Raw genomic sequence first — 21793 nt, forward strand, 5'->3', positions numbered from 1 at the left:
CCCGACCTTCGCCAGCACCCGAGCCCGCGACCGCAACATCGCCCTCCGCACCTGCCGCGCAATCAAGGCCGCCTCAAACCGCTCCACCCTCTCCAGCGCCCACGAAGCCTTCGCCGCCCTCTCCACGAGCGTCTGCTCGATCACGTTCGCCGGCTGCCACTCCTCGACCCACTCACGGAGCCGAGCTTCCAACTCCGCCGGATCCTCCTGGGGCAGCGCGAAGGGCGATTTCGACCGCATCCCGTGCTTCAACGCGTTCATCCGAGCCTTCGCCTTGCCGGCCTCACTCCTCGGGCCGGTCGACTTCTGAGCGTTCTCGCGATTGGCGCGGATTTGAGCCTCGGTGGGGGGCATGGCGGGGGTCTCCTCGGTGGGTGCGCAGGGGGGCAGTCTACGTGGATTATGTTCTCCAATGCGCAATCACTGAGGTCGACCTGGGGATTTCTGCGGATGGGCCGGAGCCTGCAGGGGATCTTTGGCCCTGCGTCGCGCTTCATGGCCTCTCGGCGGCGGTGCGTCGTAATCGAGATCGGACTCGTTCAGCCGCGGTGGGATCGGTTCGGCGAGGAGCGAGTCCGAGGGCGACGGAGGATTACTTTTTCACGATCTGAATCCGCCGGGTCCAGAGTTCCGGGAATTCCTGAAGGTCGTCCAGGTAACGGGCGGCCATGGTTGGGACGGGTCGTTGGCCCTGTTCCCAGGACCGCAGCGTCTGGAGACTGACACCCAGGAACTTGGCCAGTAGCGGCTGGCTCGCCCCCAGCTTCGTCCGCACGGCCTTCACATCGGCGGGGCTGTAGGCATGAGGGTCGACGTCGAGCTTCACCGTCCGTACGGTGAACCGCTTCTCCAGTGGTTCGTCCGTATTCAAGGCTTCGATAAGGGAGTCCATGCCAGCGATCACATCGTCCCAGACGGGCGAGCCCTTCGGATTGCGCTTCATCCTCTTCGATCCCTCCGTTGCAGGGCCGCCTTGATGAGGGCGACTCGCTGGCCGACTTTGTTGCGTTGTTCCTTGGAGAGGTTTTCCTGCTCCGACTTGGCGAAGACCGCGAAGAGAAAAATCACGCCGTGTTCAACGGCCTCGAGGTAGAAGACCCGATACGCCCCGCTCTTGCCTCGGCCAGATCCTGGGGGAGTGAAGCGAATTTTGCGGAGGCCACTCGTTCCGGCAACAACGACGCCGGCCATGGGGTTTACAAGGATCATGCCCTGAAGCACGTGCATATCGGCGTCGTTGAGGCCCAGCTTCGCCCAAAGTGCTCCGAACGGCTCGACCTCGACGAATGACGGCGAGGGCTCTCCAGGGATCTGTTGAGAGCGGAGGGCTTTGAGATGATCTTCGGTGTAGTCGTCCGGCATCGCCGCTCCCGGCACGCACATCCCTTTAGTGCTAGGCGCATCGTATCACTGCGTGATACGGATGCCAAGTTCCAGCGATGATCCTTGCGCTATTTCGCACCCACAAAAACGACGAAAGCCGGGACCCCCGATGGATTCGGGAGCCCCGGCTTGAGGGTTGAGACGTCTCGGCCTGGATCAGGTCACTTGATGCCGGCGGCGACGGCGGCGGGCTTGGCGGCGAGGGTGCGGTCGAGCTGACGCTCGACCTCGGAGGCGGAGCGCAGGTTGCGGTTGACGACCTTGCCCTGGGCGTCGACCAGGAACATGGTCGGCAGCGAGATGATGCCGTACTCGACGGCCAGCCGACCTTCCATGCCGTTGGGCTCGAAGATCTGGGGCCAGGGGAGGGCGAGTTCCTTCTGGAACGCCTCCAGCTCCGCCTTGTTCGAGTCCAGGCAGACGCCGATGACCTGGAAGCCCTTGTCGCGATACTTCTCGGCGAGCTTCATCACGTCGGGCAGCTCGCGGCGGACGGACTGGCCGCCCCACGAGGCCCAGAAGACGACCAGGTACGGCTTGCCCTGGAGCGAGCCGGCGTCGATCGTCGAGCCGTCGGCCGCGGCGCCCTTGATGGCCAGCGGTTTGCCTTCCAGATCCAACCGCCGCAGCGCCCCGGCGGCCTTCTTGCCGGCGAGGGTGTCCGGGAAGTCGGCGACGAGGGTCTTGTAGTCCTCGCGGGCCTTGTCCTCCTCGGCGTTGAACTCGTTGGAGTTGCCGAGCTGGAGCCGGGCTTCGGGGGCTTCGTCGGCCTTGGGGAACTGCTTGAGGAACGCCTCAAGCTCGCCCATCCACTTCTTCTGGTTGGCGACGAAGTTGCCGTTGGGCTCCTCGTTCCGCAGGACGAAGTCGGCCCCGATCAGGCGATACGCGGCGTACGAGCCGAGCGGACCGCCCGCCTTGACGACGGCGTCGAGGGTGTCGCGGCCCTTGCTCCAGACGCCCGTCTGGTAGGCGGCCACCATGCTGTCGACGCCCTGCTTTTCGTAGTTGAGCTTCTCCTCGGAATCCTTCGCCGCGGCGGCGACGCTCTTCAGCAGCGGCACCCGCTTGAGGTGGGCGGCGGCCTTCTCACGCTTGTCGTCTCCTTCGAGCGCCTGCACGTTAGCCTTGTCGAAGTCGGCCAGGGCCTTCAGCGCGGCTTCCATCGCCTCGTCGTGGGGGCCGCCGGCGGGGCCGTCGGTCGTCTCGTAGAGGGAGGCGCGGATGCCGACGGCGGCGGCGACGACCGGCTTCTCCGGATCGACGGCGCGGGGGAGTTCGACGAACTTCCAGGCGTCGCCGATCTGGATCAGCTCCGGCACCTGGAGCATCGAGAGCTTCGCCGGCTGGCCGCCCGGCGGGGTCGGAGCGCTGGTGAAGATCATCGCGTTTTCATAGAGGACCACGTCCTTGGCCAGGCCCGAAGCAGGGTCGGCCGGGATCGCGTGCGGCATGGCGCCGTCGAAGCGGTTCCAGGCGGTCTTCTCACCGCCGGCCTTGAGCGCCGCGACCAGGGCTGCGATCTTCTCGTCCCGCTTGGCGGGAGCCTCGGCCACCTTGGCGACGACCTCCTTGGGGAGTCCCGCCGCCGTCAGTTCCTCGGGCGAGGCGACCAGCGTTTCCAGCAGCGAGGCGTCGCCGACCGTCAGGGCCTGGACGGCCACCTTGGTCGCCTCCTCGGCCGAGATCCGCTTCCAGCCGGCGATCTTGTTGTCCTTGACGACGGCCACGCGGGAACCGCCCGAGTTCAACCACCGGCATTCGTCCAGGCGGCGGTCGCCGTCGAGGTCGCTTTCACGATAAACCTCGAAGCCGTCCTGGTAGTAGCTCCACTGGTTGAGAGCCTTGCCGCCGTTGGTGATGAGGAACCGACGCAGGAGCTTCCCCTGACCGTCGCGCAGGATGTACCCGACCACCCGGCCCTGCTCGGTGGCCGTCTCGACCTTGCAAGCGTCGATCGCGGCCTGAGTCGCGGGCGTTTCGTATTCGGCGCCGATCGTCTGCGTCGGCTTGATGCCCAGCAAGTCCTGCGGCTTGTAGTCGGCGGCGCGAGTCGAGGAACCCCCCGCCCCCAGCCCCGCAGCCAAGGCCGCCGCCCATCCGATTCTCCGCATCGGCTCCTCCTTGAATCCCGGCCGTCGAGGACCCCCTCGGCGACGCCTCCCTGCGACAGCACCCCGCCCGAACCATCGGATTCGATCGGGGCGCGCCGGTCCCTCCGGTCGCGATCGCCAGAGTGAACCCCGTCCCGCCGCTTTCGTCCAGATCGAGTTTCCCGGAATCCCACCCAATATCGCCGAACCTCGTGCGAATTGTACTGTTGAACTAGGACAATGGGGCAAAAGACCGTGTTCCAGCTCGACCCGAACGATCCGACGCCGCTGTACGCCCAGCTCGACCGCGCGATCCGCGCGGCGATTGCGACGGGGGCGTTGGCGGAGGGGGATCGATTGCCGACGGTCCGCCAGCTTGCGGTGGACCTGCGGGTGAACGCCAACACGGTGGCCCGGGTGTACGCGGAACTGGAGCGGGCCAGGATCCTGGGGACTCGCCGCGGGGTGGGGACGTTCGTCGCGTCTCCGGGCGTCGACCCCGAGGTCCGGCGGGCGCTGCGGAAGCGCCTCGACGCGCTGGGCGAGCGGTATCTGGCCGATGCGCTGGTGCTGGGGTTCACGGCCCGCGAGGCGATTGCGGCTTTGGAGGAGAGGCTCCCAACCGAGGGGAATCGTCATGGCGATCATCCGAACGAATGATGCGTCGAAGAAGGTCGAGGTCCGGATCGAAGCCCCGAACATGAACGGGCTGAACTTCATCGGGGCGCTGGTTCTGGCGAGTTGCGTCGCCGGGGGCTTCCTGGCGTCGTCCTTCGTCCATTCGAGCTGGCCGGTCGTCGTGGGGGTGATCCTCGGCCTGGTCGCGGCGGGGGCCCCGAGGATCGCCCAGCAGTGGGAACGGGCCGTCGTGCTGCGGCTGGGTCGTTACGTCGGCCTGCGCGGGCCGGGCCTGTTCTTCGTCGTCCCGTTCGTCGAGCGGATCTCGACGTGGGTCGATCAGCGGACCATCACCACGAGCTTCGCCGCCGAGCAGACGCTGACCTCCGACACGGTGCCGGTGAACGTGGACGCCGTCCTCTTCTGGATGGTGTACGACCCGGAGAAGGCCGCGCTGGAGGTTCAGGACTACAAGGAGGCCGTCTCATGGGCCGCCCAGACGGCGCTCCGCGACATCATCGGCCGCACGCCGCTGACCGTCCTCTTGAAGGGCCGCGAGCAAATTGAGGCCGACCTCCAGAAGTTGATCGACGAGCGATCGAACCCCTGGGGGGTGACGGTCCACTCGGTTGAGATGCGCGACGTGGTGATCCCGGAGTCGCTGCAGGACGCGATGTCGCGCGAGGCCCAGGCGGCCCGCGAGAAGGAGGCCCGGATCATCCTCGGCCAGGCGGAGGTGGAGATCGCGCACCTGTTCCACCAGGCGGCCCGCGAGTACGAGGGCAATCCCACGGCGCTCCATCTGCGGGCCATGAACATCCTCTACGAGGGGCTGAAGGAGAAGGGGGCTCTGATGCTCGTCCCCAGTACGGCCGTTGAGTCGATGGGGCTGGGCGGGATGCTCGGCGCGGCGGCGATGCGGCAGCAGACGCTGAGCACCCCGGAGAATGGAGCCTCTTCGTCGGCCAACGGCGCCGTCGTATAATGGCCCGGGCCGTCGACCTGCCGGCGGCCGTCGCCGCGACGCCACCCGAGGCCGACGATGCTATCGAATCGACGACCGTTGCCCCGTTGTTTACTCTTCGCCCTTGTTCTCGCCGGGACGGCTCGCGTCCCGGCCTCGGCGCAGGTCCCGACTTACGACGACCACGCCAATTTGCTGGTCGTCCGCGACGCCGGCGGCGGCCAGAAGCCGGTGGAGACCATCGCCGACTGGGAAATCCGCCGCGGGCAGATTTTGGCCCATCTCCAGGAGGTCATGGGCCCGCTTCCTGGTCCTGAACGGCTCGCGCCGCTGGACTGGAAGGTCACGGAGGAGAATGCCGAGGAAGGCTACGTCCGCAAGAAGATCGACTTCCAGGCCGAGCCCGGCGACCGCGTCCCGGCCTGGCTGCTGATCCCGACCGCTCCGAAGGACGCCCCCGCGAAGAAGCGGCCGGCGATGCTCTGTCTCCATCAGACCGTCCCCATCGGCAAGGACGAGCCGATCGGCCTGGGAAAGACGCCGGATCTCTGGTACGCGAAGGAACTGGCCAGGCGGGGATACGTGGCGATCGTGCCGGACTATCCCAACTTCGGCGAGTACAAGCGCGACGTCTACAAGATGGGCTACGCCAGCGCCTCCATGAAGGCGATCTGGAACAACAAGCGGGCCGTCGACCTGCTGGCCTCGCTCCCCGAGGTCGACCCCGAGCGCATCGGCGTCATCGGCCATTCGCTGGGCGGTCACAACTCCATCTTCACGGCTCTCTTTGAGCCCCGGCTGAAGGTGGTCGTCTCCTCGTGCGGGTTCAACGCCTATCCGTACTACTACAAGGGGAACGTGGCCGGCTGGTCGCACAAGGGCTACATGCCCCGGCTGCGCGAGGTCTACAAGCTGGACCTCAAGAAGATCCCCTTCGACTTCCCCGAGCTGATCGGGGCTCTGGCGCCCCGGCCGTTCTTCACCTGCTCGCCGCTGCGGGACGCCAACTTCGACGTCGACGGCGTCCGCGTCTGCATCCGCGCCGCCCGGCCGATCTACGGCCTTTACCACGCCGAGGACGACCTGATCGCCGAATACCCCGACGCCGAGCACTCGTTCGAGCGTGAGACTCGGATGAAGGCTTATGAATTCCTCGACGCGAAGCTCAAGCCCTGAGGGGTAATAAACCAGCGGTTTGAGATTCGGAGAGACCATAGGACTAACCTCCCTTCCCCCCTGGTGGGGGAAGGTGGCCGAAGGCCGGATGAGGGGGACCTCAACGGCTGCCGACGGTTATGACCCCCCTCATCCGCCCCTCCGGGGCACCTTCTCCCACAAGGGGAGAAGGGGGACGCGTTCAAGAACCTCACCTAGAGCCCCACCATGCCAACTCGGCCGGCCGCGTTCGCATCGATCATCCTTAACTGTCTGCTAGCCGCAGCCCTTGCCGACGACGTGGCCGTCGAGCCGCTCGGTCCGATGCTGGCCGCGCCCAGGAGCGAGCTGATTCCCGTCGTTTCGCGGTGGTCGAACGACGCTCGAGGGATGGACGGGGCCCGTCGGGTCGACTCGTGGCCCTCGGCGCGAGGGCGTGAGTTGGCTTACGCCCAGGCGTGGGCGGCTCGGCTGCGGGAGGTGGATTTCGAGGCCCTCAGCCCGGAAGGGAAGATCGACTATCTGCTGCTGGCCAACGACCTCCGCTCGACGGCCGAGACGCAGCCGTTCGCGCTTCAGCGCGACGCGTCGGTCGCCTCGTTCGTGCCGTTCGCGAAGTCGATCGAGACGCTCGACGAGGCCCGGTTCAAACTGGCTCCGGTCGATCCCGAGGGGGCGGCGGCGAAGCTTTCGGAGATCCGCAAGCAGGCGGAGGAGCTGCGGAAGTCGATCGCTGAAAGGAAGAAGGAGGACAAGCTGAAGCCGGAGCTAGCCTATCGAGCCCTGGAACAGGTCTCGGCGAACCGCCAGGCGCTTGAGCGTTGGTTCCGCCATTACGAGGGCTTCGACCCGCTCTTCTCGTGGTGGTGCCGCGAGCCCCAGCGCAAGGCCGATGAGGCGCTCGGCGAGCTGGTGAAGGCCCTCCGCGAAGCCTCCGGCCTCTCCGCAGAGCCCAAGCCGGGCGACGACCGCCAGCCGCCGCTGGGTTCGCCGATCGGTTCCGAGGAGCTGGCCGTCTTGCTCCGGGGCGAGATGATCGCCTATTCCCCCGAGGAGCTGATCGCGATCGCCGAGCGCGAGTTCGAATGGTGCAAGGCCGAGCGCAGGAGGGCCGCCTCCGAGCTGGGTTGCGGCGACGACTGGAAGGCCGCGATGGAGAAGATCAAGGGGGACGTCGTCCGTCCCGGCGAGCAGGACAGGGCGGTCCGCGATCTGGTGGCCGAGACGCTGGCGTTCCTCGACCAGCACGATCTGGTCACGGTGCCGAAGCTCGCCCGCGAGAACTGGACGCTCGACCCGACGCCGCCGGAGAACCAGAAGACGAGCCCGTACTTCTTCTACAGCCCCGGCGCGAACACCGTCGGCATGGCCTACGCGGGGGAGAAGCAGGACCTGGACGGCAAGCGGTCGGCGATGCGTTCCAACAACGTCCACTTCACCAAGAACGCCGCGCTCCACGAGCTGATCCCCGGCCATCACCTCCAGTCGTTCTCGATGGCCCGCCACAACGCCCACCGTCGGCCGTTCGGCACGCCGTTCTGGATGGAGGGCTGGTCGTTGTACTGGGAGATGCTGGCCTGGGACCTGGGCTTCCCCAAGACCCCGGCCGACCGCCTGGGCTTCCTCTTCTGGCGTTCGCACCGCTGCGCCCGCGTGGTCTTCTCGCTCAAGTACCACCTGGGCAAGATGACCGCCGACCAGGCCATCGACTACCTCGTCAACGAGGTCGGCCACGAACGAGCCGCCGCCGAAGGCGAGGTCCGCCGCTCACTCGCCGGCGGCTATGGACCCCTCTATCAAGCCGCCTACATGATCGGCGGCCTCCAGTTCCGAGCCCTCCACCGGGAACTCGTCGACTCCGGCAAAATGACCAACCGCGAATTCCACGACCGCATCCTCCAGGGCGGCTCCATGACCGTCGAAATGGTCCGCGCCCGCCTGACCGGGCAATCCCTGACCCGCGACCACAAGCCCTCGTGGAAGTTCGCCGGGGAGGCCGTCCCGATCGTTGGAGCGTCGATTCCATGAATGGGGAACTCAACCGGCGTTTGCTGCTCTGTCTGGCGGCCCTCATGGTCCTTTTAATCGTGACCGGGGCGATAGGCTTGTTCCGAGCGATGGAGAACCGCCTCACCGTCGAGAATCGTTCTGGGCAGGCGGTTTCTCTGTTGACCGTCGAAGTCGTCGACGGAAACTCACGCCATGGGTTGATCTCCCAGAGCTTGCCTGACAACGGCCTGGCGACCGCCTCATTCAGCGTTTCGGCCGACGGATATTTCCACCTTGTCGGAGCCTTCACAGATGGAACGCCGATCGAGGAGAAATCTTGCGGTTACGTCACGAACGGTGATTTCGGTGAGCGGGTTCGATTCACCATCAAACCTGGGGGCGCGGTTGACTTCGCGGACTGAAACCAAAACCCAAGTCCGACCCCAGGGAGGCCCGCAACTGGAGGAAGCTGCCGATCGAAGTTATAATGGACAAAAGAACCCGGGTTGAGTGAGGAGGCTTCGGTATGGCGAAACGCCCAAAAGTCCAACCCACGGGAACAGCTCCGCGCCTCCGAAACGGTCGAGGCGAGGACGAATCCGTCTTCAATTGGACTCACTACGTCCCCGGCTCCTACGAGGGTGATCTCGCCCAGGAGATCGAGACCTACGCCAGGCACCTGGATGAACTCGTCTCCAGGGAGGGTCATTACGTCCTCATCAAGGGGGACGCCCTCCATGGGATCTTCGAGAGGCGGGAAGAGGCGGCGGAAGTCGCCTTCCAGTTGTTCGGCGAAGCTCCTGTCCTGATCAAGCAGATCCTCAGGCTCCAGCCCGTCGCCGACATGGCCGGAGTGACACCTTAATGGCCCATGCGGTGCTCTCGGCGCATCCCGCGGGGCCATTGATCATGGTGGGGATCAGGCCGCTCGACGCCTACGAGAGGAAAGGGATCGGCAGAGCGATCTCCTGCACAGGGCTGGTCGATACCGGCGCCTCCGCGTCTGCCATCGCTCCGGACCTCGCGAAGCAGGCCGGACTGATCCAGTCGGACGTCTCCTTCGTTCGTCACGCCGGCAGGAGCGTTATGGTTCCGTCGTACGCCGCGCGAGTCCGCTTTCAGGGACACGACGGACTCGCGGGTTGGCAAGAACTCACCCTGGTTGGATCCGCCCCGGCTACTCCAGGCGTTGGAATGCTTATCGGCCGAGATATGCTGGCCCGCGTCACCATGCTCTACGACGGTCCGAAGAATTCTGTGGTCCTCCTCTTCTGAGAGGTCCTGGGGGCGTCGACCTAATCCCAGGGAAGTCGGTGTCATCCGTCCTCACCATCAAACCTGGCGGTACGGTTGACTTCGCGGACCGAAACCAAAAACCAAGTCTGGCCCCACGGCGGCCGGACCCCAGGGCAACCGAAGAACCGCCACCGACCAGGCTGCGTTTAGCGGGCGAACGAGATGTTGTACGTGCTGAACACGGTCCGCCCGTCGAGGAAATTCAGCTGGAAAATGCCCCAGATCGCCGTGCTCTTGGTGGAATGGGGCCCGGTGAGGACTTCGCCATGGTAGACGCCATTGCCGGTCGCGCCCTGGGAAACCCAGATGGTCTGGCGGTCGAGGCTGGTCGTTGAGAGGAACGGCCACGAGAGGAACGGGGGATCGTTCGGACCGTGCGAGAGCTCCATGTGACCAGCGAACGTCCCGCGGCTGCTGCGCGAGGAGATCGTCACCCGGGCGATGCCGACGAAACTCGGGTCGGTCGGATTTCCTGTATCCGGGTCGGTGACGTTGCGGAAGGTTCCCACGGCATCGCCAGTGATGCTTGGTGAAGCCATCCCCGGAAATGGGTGAAGCAGAAGAGTGTTGACCTGACTCTGCCAGCCGCGGGATTGAAATTGATTGTTCAGAGACATCACACCAGCGTCTCCGCCCTGGCCCGCGAAGGTTGTGAGGCCTCCGTGGAATGCCAGGCTTCCGCCTCGGAACCGACCGGTGCCCTGGATGAAGTCGTCCGTCACGGTTCCGAGAAACTCATACGCCAGGTTGCCGGTCGGAAGGTCGATGAGCAGTCCGTTGCCTGCGAAACGACGGGGGTTTTGTTCACGAATCGCCGACTCGACGCTGCCTCTCGCGCCATCGTCCGCCACGTAGAATCCGTCCCAGACGCCGTGTAAGTGCGGGGGGGCGTGTGAGACGCCCTTCGCGCTTCTCGCAGCCGTTAAGACCAGCAGTAGACCCAAGGCCAGAATGCCGACCCAGAACATCCTGGGAACGAATTGGCGGATCATGATCCTCGTCCTTTCTTCGTGACAGTGGCAATCTCCGGAGACCAGTTACGGCGTGCGGGCGGGAACGATACTCGCGCCGGCGCCTTCGTATCGCTTCTCAGCCGAAATTTCCGATATGCAGTCGAGGCCGATGATCGCAACTGCATCGAGCCCCGGACCAACCCGTATTCCACTCCCGCCGCGTCTGCATTTCAACGACAAACCACCAATTGTCGAGCACTTCGAGCACCCGAGCTCTCTGGGAAACTTCAGACCTCGCCCAACGGACCGAATACGGTTCATTCGGCTGAAGTACGCGGCTTGAAGGCGAGGCAAATCTAAATTTGGTTATGCGTATGTCAGTCCAGGGTGCGGCGGAACCAGAAGCCCGAAGTGGTCGAGCTGCCCCAGGCGAAGAAGGGTTTCGTGCTTCTGCCGCGTCGCTGCGTGGTCGGGCCTTCGTTCGGCCGGATGGCGAGGTTCCGCGGCCTGGCCCGCGACTACGAGCGACTGGCGACGACCTTGGAAGTCCTGCATTGCGTCGCCTTCAGCATGCCCATGCTTCACAACGCCGCCGCCGTTCTCGCAGCATGGAGTGCCTAACAGACTCGAAGGACCGTGTGACGGAGGTTCACGCGATCTTTGAGACCCGTGTAAGGGCCGTCGAAGATGCAATGAGAATTGCCAAAACAGCCGACCTGCTCATTCGAAGAGGCGCTCTGTCGGCGGGCTATCCTTGCCGTGGGGATCTCGTCCCTCAACAAATCGAGCAAATGTCGCTCAGCAGGTTTGAGACTCTTTCTCGAGATGGCGTGACGGGCGACTTTCTCCCGGGGTTCCAGGCTCAACCCGAGGCGTCCCCGGAATCCAACGAACCAGGCTGCCTGCCAGACGGGTCACTTCCAGGCAACGTGTGAACCCCCTTCTGCTCGGGAAAGATCTCCGGGATGTAATCGTACAACTGACCGGCGGCTACGAGATGGGGCACAGCGTGCAGGAAGAACCGCGTCAAGACGACAGCGGCTTGGTCCACCTCAGGCGCAAGCTCCGAATCGAGGAGATGGCTGAGCAGGTGGATTTCCTCTGCCGCATCGGCCATGTGGAACACAAACCTCTCCTGGAGGTTGGTGAAGCCGGAGAGATCTTCATCGCCCCACTTCGCCGCGTATAGTTGTGCAAGCAAAGGCCGAAGCCCGGCAGGTTCGTTACTCATCACGCTTCCCCCAACAGGCCGGTCAACCGGCATCGCAAATCGCTGGTCCTTACTGAAAAGATCTTGGGAAAATGGACCCCGCCCGAGAGTCGGGCGAGCGACATTTCCCCTCCGAATCGCCTCTCAAGGCTGTGCCAGGGCCGCCCGCACGTAGATCGGATTGGTGTAGACCCAGCCCCGGTCCTCGCCGTCGAGGGTTAGCCAGCCTTCAACCCGATAGACCCCGGGGGCTTCGATCCTGACTTCCAGCCGATCCCCCGTCGCCTCGGAGACGATCCGGCCGCCTTCCATGAGACGGAGCTTGCAGGGGACGGGGGACCGGACTTCAATGCGGTCCCCGGGCTTGTAGGCGACCTCGTCACCCATCAAGGCGATCGGTTTCTCCTCGGCGATCAGATCGAACCGGAAGCCGGTCGGGTCGCACATCCAGTCGTGAGCGACGTAGGCGCGCCCCCGGCGGAGCGCTTCGCGGAGGGCCGGCTCGGTTGCCTCGGGGGCGAGGAGGTGGGTGCTGACGTTCGCGAACGATCGGTGATAGGGGTCGAGGTCGACCCGGGCCAGGACGTCGCCCGCCGCGCGTCCTCGGGTCATGTCACGGATCCCGGGGCGGAGCTTGGCCGAGACCCGGTGCATCTGGTCGTCGCGGTCCACGTTGGTGCCGACCAGGACGGTCTCAGTGTCGACCATCTTCACGATCAGAACCTGGTTGTGATGGCAGTCGTTCGCCGCGACGCCGGTGAGCCGCTTTGCGCGGGTCTCGCGGTCCCACTTGGCCAGGTAGTCGTCGGGGTAGGTGACCTGGGCGCCGAGGAGTTCGTCGGGATACTGGCGTAGGTCGTCCTCGAAGACTCTGAGCGCCGCGGGGTCGGTGAGCCGCAGGATCAGCGACGCGACGCCGGCGAGGTCCTTCTTGGCGTCGGCGTGGCGGTTGTAGATCTCCATCCCGTCGAGGTCCGCCATGTCGTGGTCGGGCCGCTCCTCGATGTGCGAGAGGAAGGCGAGCCCGCCGTCGAGCCGGACGGCCTCCAGGAGGGCGGAAGGGGGGCCTTCCATCTTGTCGAGGACCGATCTCGTGGGACAGAGGAGGAACCCCCGAGCCTCGGAGCCCGGGACGAAGAGGACCCCGTCGCGAGGTCCTCGCCAACTGTCGAGGAAGAAGTCGCGGGGCGGTCGGTGATGGTCGCTCAGGAAGATCGCGGCGACCCCCGCGAGCTTCGCCTCGGCGAGCATCTCCGCGCGGGTCCCCCCGGTGTGGGCCGAGTCCTCGGCGTGGGCGTGGAAGATCGCCCGGTAGTCGATCAGGCCGGGCGACGGCTCGACCGGCTTCCTCGACGCCCGAATGGCGCGGACGTCATCGTCGGCGGCCTTGAGCCGTTCGGTCGTCATCCGCTCGGCCGGCGAACGCTTCAAGCCCGGCGGAGCAGCCCCACAGGTGACCGTCGCGATGGCAATTACGGTTGCGATCCAGTAGAGACGCTGCGTCGCGTGCATCGCCTGATCCCTCCGAGTCCGCGGGTCCGAGGCCGTCGAGATCGGATCATTACGGGTCGGCGCAAAGGACGTCGCCGACACGGATCGAGTCGAGGCCGTCCCAGATCGTAGCGTTGATCGTGTCCCTGAGGAAGCGACCCAAGGCGGGCGGCCTGGCTGAAGCGTCACCAGCCTGTCCAGGAGAGTAACTCGCCCCGGCCGTTGGGAAGCAAGCCGGGTTGAACCGGTCGGGCGTCACGTTCAGGCGTCGCGGCGGCTGGTGGTTGTCTGGCAAGACAGGCTGCCGTGATTTCCAGATCTTTATAAATCAATTGCGTGGCCGAGGAGGTGGTGCCGCGTTAAGGTGGTCGTTGGGGGTGTTCTATGGATTGGAGGCTCAACGATGTCAGACAACGCCGCCATCGTCCGTCGGTTCGTCGATGAGATCCTGAACCAGGGAGACTGCGACGGGGCCTGTCGGTTTGTGTGTGAGGACTTCGTCCATCTCGCACCGATGCCAGGGCAGGAGCATGGGCTGTCGGGCTTTCAGAAGACGTTGAACGAAGTGCGCGCCGCATTCCCCGACATTTACTGGTCCGTGGAGGAGCAGTTGAGCGACGGCGACCGCGTGGTCAGCCGGTTCGTCTGGACGGGGACGCATGAGGGGGACTTCCTCGGTCTCGCGCCGACCGGCCGCCGGGTGACGGTCTGGGGAATGACCATCGACCGGCTCGTGGACGGGAAGATCAAGGAGACCCGCTTCCTGATGGACGTGCCCGGCCTGATGGCGCAACTCGGAGTGGTTCCGGCCGGGCAGCCCTAACCTTGAAGTCGGCTTTCGGCAGCCTGACCCGCCGATCCCATACGACGATCCCGCCCTTCGCGTCGGCCTGTGGAGGCAGGGTTGACGGCCGGGCCGTTGCGGAGCGACGATTGGCAAAGGGAGCCGCGACGCAATCGGCCGGGTAGGCAAGGGAAGGGTTGGGCCATGTCCGAGGTGGATTACTCGCACCAGATCGCGTTCCCGAAGCTGTCCGAGGCGGAGGTCGAGCACCTGGCCCGGATGGCGGAGACCTGCTCGTTCCAGGACGGCGAGGCCGTCTTCCAGGTCGGGCAGCGGGGCGTGCCGCTCTACGTCGTCGCTTCGGGCGCGATCGCGATCGTGGATGAGTCGCGGGACGAGCCGACGACGATCGTCGTCCACGGGCCGGGCGAGTTCGCCGGGGACGTCTCGCTGCTGACCGACCGGCCGGTGGTCATCTCGGCGTATGCACGCGGGGAGACCCGGGCCTATCGGGTGTCGCAGGAGAACCTGCGGCAGGTCATCCAGGAGGTGCCGGACCTCAGCGACAAGCTGCTGGAGGCGTTCCAGGCCCGGCGGATCATGCTGGAGCGGTCCGGCTTCGTCGGAGTCCGGGTCTTCGGGCATCTCGGCTGCCCGGAGCTGACGCTCATCCGCGAGTTCTTCGACAAGAACAAGGTGCCGCACACCTGGATTGACGTGGACACCCCCGAGGGACGCGCGTCGATGGAGGCGATGGACATCGCCCCGGACCAGCTCCCGTTCGTGGCGTGCAACAAGGGTTCGCGGTCGCCGAAGCCGACGGTCGCGCGAATCGCCGAGTGCATCGGCCTGAAGCGGCCGATCCGGACCGAGCCGTTCGACTTCGTGATCGTCGGCGCGGGTCCGGCCGGGCTGGCGGCGGCCGTCTACGGGGCCACCGAGGGGTTGTCGACCCTGGTCCTCGACCGATTCGGGCCGGGCGGACAGGCGGGGACCAGCTCGCGGATCGAGAACTACATGGGCTTTCCCGCCGGGCTGAGCGGGGCGGACCTCGCCAATCGCGGCTACCTGCAGGCCCTGAAGTTCGGGGCCGAACTGGTCGCGCCGGTCGAGGTCAAATCCATGACCCAGGAGGACAAGATCCACCGGCTCGAACTCGACGACGGCCAGATCGTCCGCGCCCGGACGGTCCTGATCGCCACCGGGGCGAGCTACCAGCGCCTTCCCGTCGAGGGCTGCGAACGGTGGGATGGGGCGGGGATCTATTATTCGTGCACCTCGGTCCACGCCCGGACGTGCCGCGACGGCCGCGCCGTGGTGATCGGCGGCGGGAACTCGGCGGGCCAGGCGGTGATGTTCCTGGCCGACCACACGGCCGGGGCCGTCCTCCTGCTCCGCGGCGGCGACATGCGCAAGAGCATGTCGGACTACCTCGCCCGGCGGATCGAGCGGCACGAGAAGATCGAGGTGATCTACCACGCCGAGGTCCAGGCGGTCGAGGGGAACGGCCGGCTCGAAGGCCTCCAGGTTCGCAGCACTCGCGGCGGCGAAGGGCGAAAGATCGATTGCTCGGCGGTCTTCGTCTTCATCGGCGCGCAGCCGAGGACGGACTGGCTCCCGCCGAGTATCGCCGTCGACTCGAAGGGGTTCATCCTCACCGGGGCCGACGCGGCGCACTCGGGCCGGTGGCCGCTGGAGCACCGCGAGCCCTGCACGGTCGAGACCACGTGCCCCGGCGTCTTCGCCGCGGGAGACGTCCGGAGCAACACGACGAAACGCGTCGCCTTCGCTGTGGGCGACGGGGCGCTTTCGGTCGCCTGCGCCCACGTCGTCCTCGCCGAACTCTGATCGAACGGGAGGGCTCCGGGCTCAGGATCGGCTTCCTGCCTCGTCGGGCCTCATCGATGCTTCTCGAAGGGGATCGTGGCCGATTCGCCGTCGACGGTGACGGTCAGATCGCCGAAGAGCTGATCCATGGCGTAGAGGCCGGGGGTGGAGGCGAACAGGGCGGCACCGGAGGGGTCCTTGGCGTCGGCCTGGAGTTTGAGAGGGACGTCGGCCGGCGCATCCTGGCCCGGCAGTTTGAGCCGGAGCGATGCGTCGGAAGGAGGCGGCGACAGGGGGGTCGCCTTGTCGGGGCCGAGGAAGTAGACGACCATCGTGGCGTCGGCCTTGGCGGTCGCCTTGGGGAGCGGCCTGGAAAGGATCTCGCCGAACCCCTTGTCCTTCGGCAGAGGGACGAGCAGGCCGTCGTGCGGGCCGAGACTGTCGGCGACGTAACCGGCCGGCGGTGGGCCGGTTTCGCTGCAGCCGGCGGCGAGCAAGAGGGCGGCGAGCCAGACGATCCGTGGCGGGCTGAATGAGTTTCGCATAGCGTCGCTCCGTGGGGGCGCGAAGTCCCCTCGGCGGCGTGGAACCGCCGGGGGACGCGGAAGGTCGGGATCTTCGCGGCGATCAATAGGCGTCGGAGCTGACGACCTCGCCGCCGGCGCGGGTGCCGATCGCCCGCCAGGTTTCGACGGCGACCGAGTTCTTGATGAACTTGCACGAGCCGTCGCCCAGCAGGATGTTCGCGCCGCCGGGGTGGGCGCTCCGGGCCGAGATGATGCCGTGCTCGCCGGGGGTGTCCATGGTGGAGCTGAACTGGCCGCAGTCCATCCCCTGCCAGTTGGGAGGGGCGACGTGGTTGTACATCGTCGAGGCGTACCAGGCGAACGGCCAGCCGTTGGAGAAGTCCGAGCCCGGCAGCCAGCGTCCCTGGGCGTTGAAGTTGAAGGAGTCGATCCGGCGCGCGTTGAGGCAGTCCCCGAAGATGTCATCGCGGTCGGGGACGCCCGAGGCCCGGGCCACGCGGGTCACCGTGTCGGAGGCCGTCGGGAGCTGGGTGGCGACGGTGAAGCCGCTCCCCTTGGTCCGCTCGGCGAAGGCCGCCGTGTTGCTCATGCCGTCGGTGAACTGGGCCACGCTGATGCCGGGGCCGATGGTGAACGCTCCGTTGCCGCCCGATGCCGCGGTGATCGTCGTCTGCGTTGTGTTCGAGTCCGCACCGGCGACGGGGAGCGATCCGCCGAAGTTGTACCGGTAGTTGTTCTCGCTGACCCCGCCCGCCGAGGAGTTCGGGTCGGAGGGGCAGAGGAACGTGCTCTGAGCGATGGCGAACGAGGTGTAGTTCGGCGAGGCGATCACCGCGCGGCCGCCGGTCGTCAGCCGGGCCTGGTTCGGCCCCATGAAGTTCATCGCGTTGTACGCCGCGGTTTGCTCCATGTAGTTCAGGATGTGGCAGTGGACCGAGAAGTAGCCCGTCCACCCGGCCGTCAGCGTGGGATAGCTCGAATAGCTGGTGGAAACCGTGGTCCCCGAGAGGAGGTCGGGCGTCATACGGCCCGGCGGGAAGACGTTGTGAGTGCTCAGGTAGTTGTGGAGACCCAGGCCGATCTGCTTCATGTTGTTCGTACACTGGATCCGGCGGGCGGCCTCGCGGGCCGACTGGACGGCTGGGAGCAAAAGAGCGATGAGAACGGCGATGATCGCAATCACCACCAGCAGCTCGATCAGCGTAAACGCGTACCGAGCGCGGACCGGACGTCTTCCGTACATGATTGAAAACTCGTAATGAATTGCGGGCTGGGAGGAATTGCGGCGCGTCAATGGCAAGGACAGGGGCCGCTCTGAGCGCCGATCGTTCGATCGCGGGTCGGCACTGGCCGCGGAGTAAGGACTCGCCGCCAGTATCAGATTAATCCGGAATCGTGAAGAAGATGCGGAGCCGAGGCGAAGATCGACGGCGATTCGTCCGGCGGATGAGAGAGGAGAACGCCGGTACGATAGGTGCATTAAACCATGAGTATCTTACCCGTTTTCTTGTTGATTTCCAAGGCGGCGGTTCATTTTCGGATCTCACGCACGTGAATCTCGCTGTTGGAACAGGTTTGCGGCTCAGGCGGGAAAACTTGACCGGCGTCACTTCGCATTTGAGGCGAGGTCGCACTTCTTTAAGGTGGGCAAATGGATAAAAGATTCCATCCAGCGCAGGCTGCCCTCGCTGCGGGCGACGCCGCGGATTTGGCCTCGTTGCTCGCGGCGGATCCCGGGTTGGCGGCGGCGATCTCCTCCGCGAACGACCATCCGACGCTTCTGCAGTGCCTTGTCCTCTCGATGCCGCCCGTCGATCGTCTGGAGGCCATGATCGACCTCCTGGCCGATCATGGCGCAGAGCTGACCGACCCGCTGATCGCGGCCTGCGGATGCAACAACGAGCGGGCTGTGGCGAAGCTGCTCGACCGGGGAGCCCGCATCGAGGGGAACGGCCGCTGGTCCCCCCTGGAGGAGGCCTTGTACTTCGGGCAGGAGGCGACTCTCTCGCTTTTGCTTCAGCGAGGGGCGGCGGCCGACAACCTCCGCAAGGCGGCCGGAGTCGGAGACCTGGAAAAGGTGGCCGGCTACTTCGATGAGCAGGGCGAGTTGACGACGGCCTGCGGCGAGATCGCCTGGCCGTTCGACCGGATGCCGATCCCGCCGGATTCGCGACGGGATCGCCGACACATCCTGGGGAACGCCCTCAACTATGCGGCGTCGTGGGGGCGTGTGGACGTGGCGAAGTTCTTGCTGGATCAGGGGGCTGAGGTCAACCTCATCCCGGCAGGCTTCGACTACGCGGGAACGGCTCTCCACTACGCCGCCCATCAGGGCCGTCGAGAGATGGTCGACATCCTGCTGAAGCGCGGGGCCGATCCCGGCGTGCGAGACACCAAGATCCACGCCCTGGCGGAAGATTGGGCCGACCACTTCGGACACGCCGAACTCGCCGACCATCTTCGGCACGTCCGGCTGAACACCGAATGAACCGTCCGTCCGGGCGCGAGGTCAGGCCCCGCAGCCCGGTGGACGGTTCAACGCCTGGCCGCGCGCTCAAAGGCTGTCTGAGCTGACGATCTCGCCGCCGGACTTGGTCGCGATCGCCCACCAGGTCGGGCTGCTGACGCTGTTCTTGATGAACTTCACCGAGCCGTCCAGGAAGCCGGCGTTCACGCCCCCGGAGTGATAGGAGCTGGCGCCGACGACCGTGTTGTCGGTGTTGTTGGTGTCGCCCGTTCCCCACCAGCAGGCGTTCTGGTTGGGGGGCATGATGTGGGAATAAGAGCCCCCCTTGCCGCAGCTCATGAGCAGCCAGTCGATCCCCTTCTGGGAGTAGGCGATCTTGGTGCTCGCCTGGCAGGCCTGCTGATACTGGAGCGGCGTCTTCCCGGGAAGCTCGGCGAAGCCGATGTAATAGACCTGGTCGGTCCCGTTTCGGGTCGTTCCGGCGTTCCGGCCCTTGACCCACTCGCTGAACACTACGGTGTTGGAGGTCCCATCGGTGATCGAGGCGAGCGTCACCGGCATGTTCTCCGGGGCCTGATTCATCTTGTAAGCGGGGCCGTCGAGCGGGCCGGTCGTGCTGCTCCCGGGGGTCGTCCGGGTGACGCCCAGGCAGTTGGGGTAGTTCGTGTCCCCGGTCGGCGAGCCGGGGTCGTTGGGATCCGACGGGCACCGGAACGCACTCACCTGGGTGTTGTGGATCGTCGTATTCGGGGCCGACTGCGCCGTGTAGGACTGATTCAACGCGTTGTAGATCTGCGCCTGCTCGACGAAGGGGAGGAGACGGATCTTGAAGGAGAAGTCGTTGCCCTGACCGTTGACGATGTTGTTGGCCGTCGGCGGAATGCAGCCATTCGCGCTCTCATAATTCATGGTGGCCAGGCCGAGTTGCTTCAGGTTGTTGACGCACTGGGCCCGCCGCGCCGCCTCCCGCGCCGCCTGGACCGCCGGGAGCAGGAGCGCGATCAACACCGCGATGATGGCGATAACCACCAGCAATTCGATCAGCGTGAAACCGAGTCGATTTCGCGATTGCATGAGGACCTCCGATCCTGGATAGAGAGGGGCGCCTGGGCGCATCCGACCCCTGACGTGGGTAGGCTCCAGAGCCTTCAGCCCAACAAGGCGCGAGGCCTGCTGGGCGGCTCGACGCCCGGACTTTCCGAATGGACCCGACCGAGGATGTGAATAGACGTCTCGAGCCGCCGATCAAAGGGACTCGGTGCGTCGAGTTTACGAGGAGATGTTCATTAACGGTTCTTATATAAGAACTGAGGCCGATGATCAAGGATCATTCAGAAATGAGGGGGCTCCGAGCTGCGGCCGTTGGTGCACCGCTGCGGAGGATGCGACGATCCATGGGCGATCTCGGGCGTCCACGGTTCCTCGATCTCGTCGAACGACCTTGAAACCGTTGCGGGGCGATTTATCATAAGACCCGTGGGGACGACCCCACGGTTTCGTGGGGCATTCTCACGCAAATCTCGATTTCGGCGGGGACGACCCCGTAGTCACTTCTCCAAGGAGAGAAGGCTATGGCCTGGGTCGTCTTGTTCGTTGCCGGCCTGCTCGAAGTCGGTTGGGCGGTCTGTCTGAAATCCTCCAGGGGATTCACCGTCTTCTGGCCGAGCCTGGGCTTCGCGGCGTTCATGTTCGCCAGCGTTTATCTGCTGGGCGTGTCGCTCAAATCCCTCCCCCTCGGGACGGCCTATACGGTCTGGACGGGGATCGGGGCAGTCGGGTCCGTGGTGGTCGGCGTTTTGATGTTCGGCGAGTCTGGCGATCCTCGCCGGCTGGCGTGCGTCGGGATGGTCGTGGCGGGAATCGTGGGGCTCAAGTTCCTCTCGCCGCACTGAATCAGTATAAAAGGGGTGTTCCCTGACGGTCGCCCTCCCTCAACCTACGAACCAAGGCTCATGAACACGCTCAACTTCCTGCTCAAGAACTACAAGAACTTCAACGCCCGAGCCCTGAAAGACGCGACGCTCGCTTACTGGAAGCACGTCGACGGGGGCGGCAAGATGTTCTGGGCGGTGGCCGGGGCGATGTCGTCGGCCCAGCTAGGGATCACGCTTGCGCCGGCGATCCGGGCGGGGCTCATCCACGGGCTTTCCGTCACCGGGGCCAACCTGGAAGAGTCGCTGTTCCGGCTGGTCGCCCACGACAGCTACAAGGACTTTCCGGACTACCGCTACTTCACCAAGGCAGACGACACCAAGATCCTCGACGACCGAATGAGGCGCGTCACCGATACGAGCATCCCCGAGGACGAGGCCTTCCGCGCGGTTGAGAAGTTCGTCGTGCCGATGTGGAAGAAGGCCATGGCCAGCGGCGACCGCAAGTTCTGGCACGAGTACTTCTACGACCTCGTGCTGACCATCGGCGACGACCTGTACGAAGGCGACCCCGAGGAATGCTGGCTGCTCGCCGCCGCCAAGGCGCGGCTGCCGATCGTCGTCCCCGGCTACGAGGACTCCACCTTCGGCAACATCTTCGCCTCGCACGTGAAGTTCGGCGACTTCAGCGCGAACATCGCCAAGTCGGGCATCGAGTACATGGTCGACTTCTACGACCGCTACCGCGAACTGTCGAAGGGGAAGGGCGTCGGCTTCTTCCAGATCGGCGGCGGCATCGCGGGCGACTTCCCGATCTGCGTCGTCCCCTCGATCAAGTACGACCTGGAAGAAGACGCCAAGCCCTGGAGCTACTTCTGCCAGATCTCGGACTCCACCACGTCCTACGGCTCGTACTCGGGCGCGACCCCGAACGAGAAGATCACCTGGGACAAGCTGACCCAGGACACGCCGATGTTCGTCGTCGAATCCGACGCCACCATCGTCGCCCCCCTGATGCTCTCCGCCCTCCTGGAATGCAAGGCCGATCCCAAGGAGGCTAACCGCATCATCAAGGAAGCGACCGCAGCCAAGAAGCCGGCCTCCAAGAAGTCGGCGGGCAAGAAAGCGACCGCCAAGAAGGCGACCGTCAAGAGTTGAAATCCCG

20 protein-coding genes and 2 pseudogenes are annotated in these 21793 nt (G+C 65.4%); 13 read left to right on the plus strand and 9 right to left on the minus strand.

The window, feature by feature from the left end:
- Nucleotides 1–354 (minus strand): annotated as a pseudogene (locus G5C50_RS30680) (hypothetical protein); the annotation flags it as partial.
- 238 nt (nt 355–592) lie between these two features.
- Nucleotides 593–943 carry a helix-turn-helix domain-containing protein gene (locus tag G5C50_RS30685; RefSeq protein WP_165075546.1) on the minus strand — a complete coding sequence of 117 codons (351 nt, stop codon included), beginning with the start codon at nt 941–943 and terminating at the stop codon, nt 593–595.
- Between the two features lie 17 nt (nt 944–960).
- Between G5C50_RS30685 and G5C50_RS30690 the strand changes: the two genes are divergently transcribed.
- On the plus strand, nt 961–1290 hold the full coding sequence (locus G5C50_RS30690) for a hypothetical protein (RefSeq protein ID WP_165075548.1): 330 nt from the start codon (nt 961–963) through the stop codon (nt 1288–1290).
- A gap of 254 nt (nt 1291–1544) precedes the next feature.
- On the opposite strand, the gene G5C50_RS30695 is transcribed toward G5C50_RS30690, so the two are convergent.
- The gene (locus G5C50_RS30695) at nt 1545–3497 is read right to left on the minus strand and encodes a redoxin family protein (protein WP_165075550.1); all 1953 of its coding nucleotides are present in this window, start codon (nt 3495–3497) and stop codon (nt 1545–1547) included.
- Between the two features lie 234 nt (nt 3498–3731).
- Between G5C50_RS30695 and G5C50_RS30700 the strand changes: the two genes are divergently transcribed.
- The 6 genes from G5C50_RS30700 (at nt 3732) to G5C50_RS30725 (ending at nt 9067) form a co-directional block, all read left to right on the plus strand.
- The gene (locus G5C50_RS30700) at nt 3732–4136 is read left to right on the plus strand and encodes a GntR family transcriptional regulator (RefSeq protein WP_206107929.1); all 405 of its coding nucleotides are present in this window, start codon (nt 3732–3734) and stop codon (nt 4134–4136) included.
- Nucleotides 4114–5079, plus strand: a complete 966-nt coding sequence (locus tag G5C50_RS30705) for an SPFH domain-containing protein (RefSeq protein ID WP_165075554.1) — start codon at nt 4114–4116, stop codon at nt 5077–5079. The genes G5C50_RS30700 and G5C50_RS30705 overlap by 23 nt, the downstream gene beginning before the upstream one ends.
- A 57-nt stretch (nt 5080–5136) precedes the next feature.
- The gene (locus G5C50_RS30710; protein ID WP_165075556.1) at nt 5137–6234 is read left to right on the plus strand and encodes an alpha/beta hydrolase family protein; all 1098 of its coding nucleotides are present in this window, start codon (nt 5137–5139) and stop codon (nt 6232–6234) included.
- A 207-nt stretch (nt 6235–6441) separates the two neighbouring features.
- Nucleotides 6442–8241 (plus strand): DUF885 domain-containing protein, encoded by a 1800-nt coding sequence (locus G5C50_RS30715; RefSeq protein WP_165075559.1) that lies wholly within the window; start codon nt 6442–6444, stop codon nt 8239–8241.
- Nucleotides 8238–8624 carry a hypothetical protein gene (locus tag G5C50_RS30720; RefSeq protein WP_165075561.1) on the plus strand — a complete coding sequence of 129 codons (387 nt, stop codon included), beginning with the start codon at nt 8238–8240 and terminating at the stop codon, nt 8622–8624. Before G5C50_RS30715 ends, G5C50_RS30720 begins: the two co-directional genes overlap by 4 nt.
- 104 nt (nt 8625–8728) lie before the next feature.
- Nucleotides 8729–9067, plus strand: coding sequence for a hypothetical protein (locus G5C50_RS30725; protein WP_165075563.1), 339 nt, complete (start codon nt 8729–8731; stop codon nt 9065–9067).
- Between the two features lie 577 nt (nt 9068–9644).
- Here G5C50_RS30725 and G5C50_RS30730 read toward each other — a convergent pair.
- Nucleotides 9645–10490, minus strand: a complete 846-nt coding sequence (locus tag G5C50_RS30730; protein ID WP_165075566.1) for a hypothetical protein — start codon at nt 10488–10490, stop codon at nt 9645–9647.
- Nucleotides 10491–10859: 369 nt separating this feature from the next.
- Between G5C50_RS30730 and G5C50_RS30735 the strand changes: the two are divergent.
- Nucleotides 10860–11072, plus strand: a pseudogene (locus G5C50_RS30735) (IS5/IS1182 family transposase); the annotation flags it as partial.
- A gap of 241 nt (nt 11073–11313) precedes the next feature.
- Here G5C50_RS30735 and G5C50_RS30740 read toward each other — a convergent pair.
- Together G5C50_RS30740 and G5C50_RS30745 are read right to left on the minus strand one after the other, a co-directional pair.
- Complete coding sequence (locus tag G5C50_RS30740) at nt 11314–11682, minus strand: hypothetical protein (RefSeq protein WP_165075570.1); 369 nt, start codon at nt 11680–11682, stop codon at nt 11314–11316.
- A 123-nt stretch (nt 11683–11805) separates the two neighbouring features.
- The gene (locus G5C50_RS30745; RefSeq protein WP_165075572.1) at nt 11806–13173 is read right to left on the minus strand and encodes a CehA/McbA family metallohydrolase domain-containing protein; all 1368 of its coding nucleotides are present in this window, start codon (nt 13171–13173) and stop codon (nt 11806–11808) included.
- Nucleotides 13174–13555: 382 nt separating this feature from the next.
- On the opposite strand from G5C50_RS30745, the gene G5C50_RS30750 reads away from it, so the two are divergent.
- The gene (locus G5C50_RS30750; RefSeq protein ID WP_165075574.1) at nt 13556–13975 is read left to right on the plus strand and encodes an ester cyclase; all 420 of its coding nucleotides are present in this window, start codon (nt 13556–13558) and stop codon (nt 13973–13975) included.
- A 165-nt stretch (nt 13976–14140) separates the two neighbouring features.
- Nucleotides 14141–15784: an FAD-dependent oxidoreductase gene (locus G5C50_RS30755; RefSeq protein ID WP_165075576.1), complete on the plus strand. Its 1644-nt coding sequence runs from the start codon at nt 14141–14143 to the stop codon at nt 15782–15784.
- 50 nt (nt 15785–15834) lie between these two features.
- Here the strand turns inward: G5C50_RS30755 and G5C50_RS30760 are convergent, their stop codons facing one another.
- A complete protein-coding gene (locus G5C50_RS30760; protein WP_165075578.1) occupies nt 15835–16308 on the minus strand; it encodes a hypothetical protein in 474 nt (157 codons plus the stop codon).
- An 82-nt stretch (nt 16309–16390) separates the two neighbouring features.
- The gene (locus G5C50_RS30765; protein ID WP_165075580.1) at nt 16391–17533 is read right to left on the minus strand and encodes a DUF1559 family PulG-like putative transporter; all 1143 of its coding nucleotides are present in this window, start codon (nt 17531–17533) and stop codon (nt 16391–16393) included.
- A 408-nt stretch (nt 17534–17941) separates the two neighbouring features.
- On the opposite strand from G5C50_RS30765, the gene G5C50_RS30770 reads away from it, so the two are divergent.
- Nucleotides 17942–18778, plus strand: a complete 837-nt coding sequence (locus G5C50_RS30770) for an ankyrin repeat domain-containing protein (RefSeq protein WP_165075582.1) — start codon at nt 17942–17944, stop codon at nt 18776–18778.
- A 66-nt stretch (nt 18779–18844) separates the two neighbouring features.
- Here the strand turns inward: G5C50_RS30770 and G5C50_RS30775 are convergent, their stop codons facing one another.
- Entirely contained in the window at nt 18845–19831 is a 987-nt protein-coding gene (locus tag G5C50_RS30775) for a DUF1559 family PulG-like putative transporter (RefSeq protein WP_165075584.1), read from the minus strand.
- Nucleotides 19832–20328: 497 nt separating this feature from the next.
- Between G5C50_RS30775 and G5C50_RS30780 the strand changes: the two genes are divergently transcribed.
- Nucleotides 20329–20649: a DMT family transporter gene (locus tag G5C50_RS30780; protein WP_165075586.1), complete on the plus strand. Its 321-nt coding sequence runs from the start codon at nt 20329–20331 to the stop codon at nt 20647–20649.
- 60 nt (nt 20650–20709) lie between these two features.
- On the plus strand, nt 20710–21786 hold the full coding sequence (locus G5C50_RS30785; RefSeq protein WP_165075588.1) for a deoxyhypusine synthase family protein: 1077 nt from the start codon (nt 20710–20712) through the stop codon (nt 21784–21786).
- The last annotated feature ends 7 nt before the right edge of the window (nt 21787–21793 follow it).

It is taken from the genome of Paludisphaera rhizosphaerae (genome assembly GCF_011065895.1).
GTDB lineage: Bacteria > Planctomycetota > Planctomycetia > Isosphaerales > Isosphaeraceae > Paludisphaera > Paludisphaera rhizosphaerae.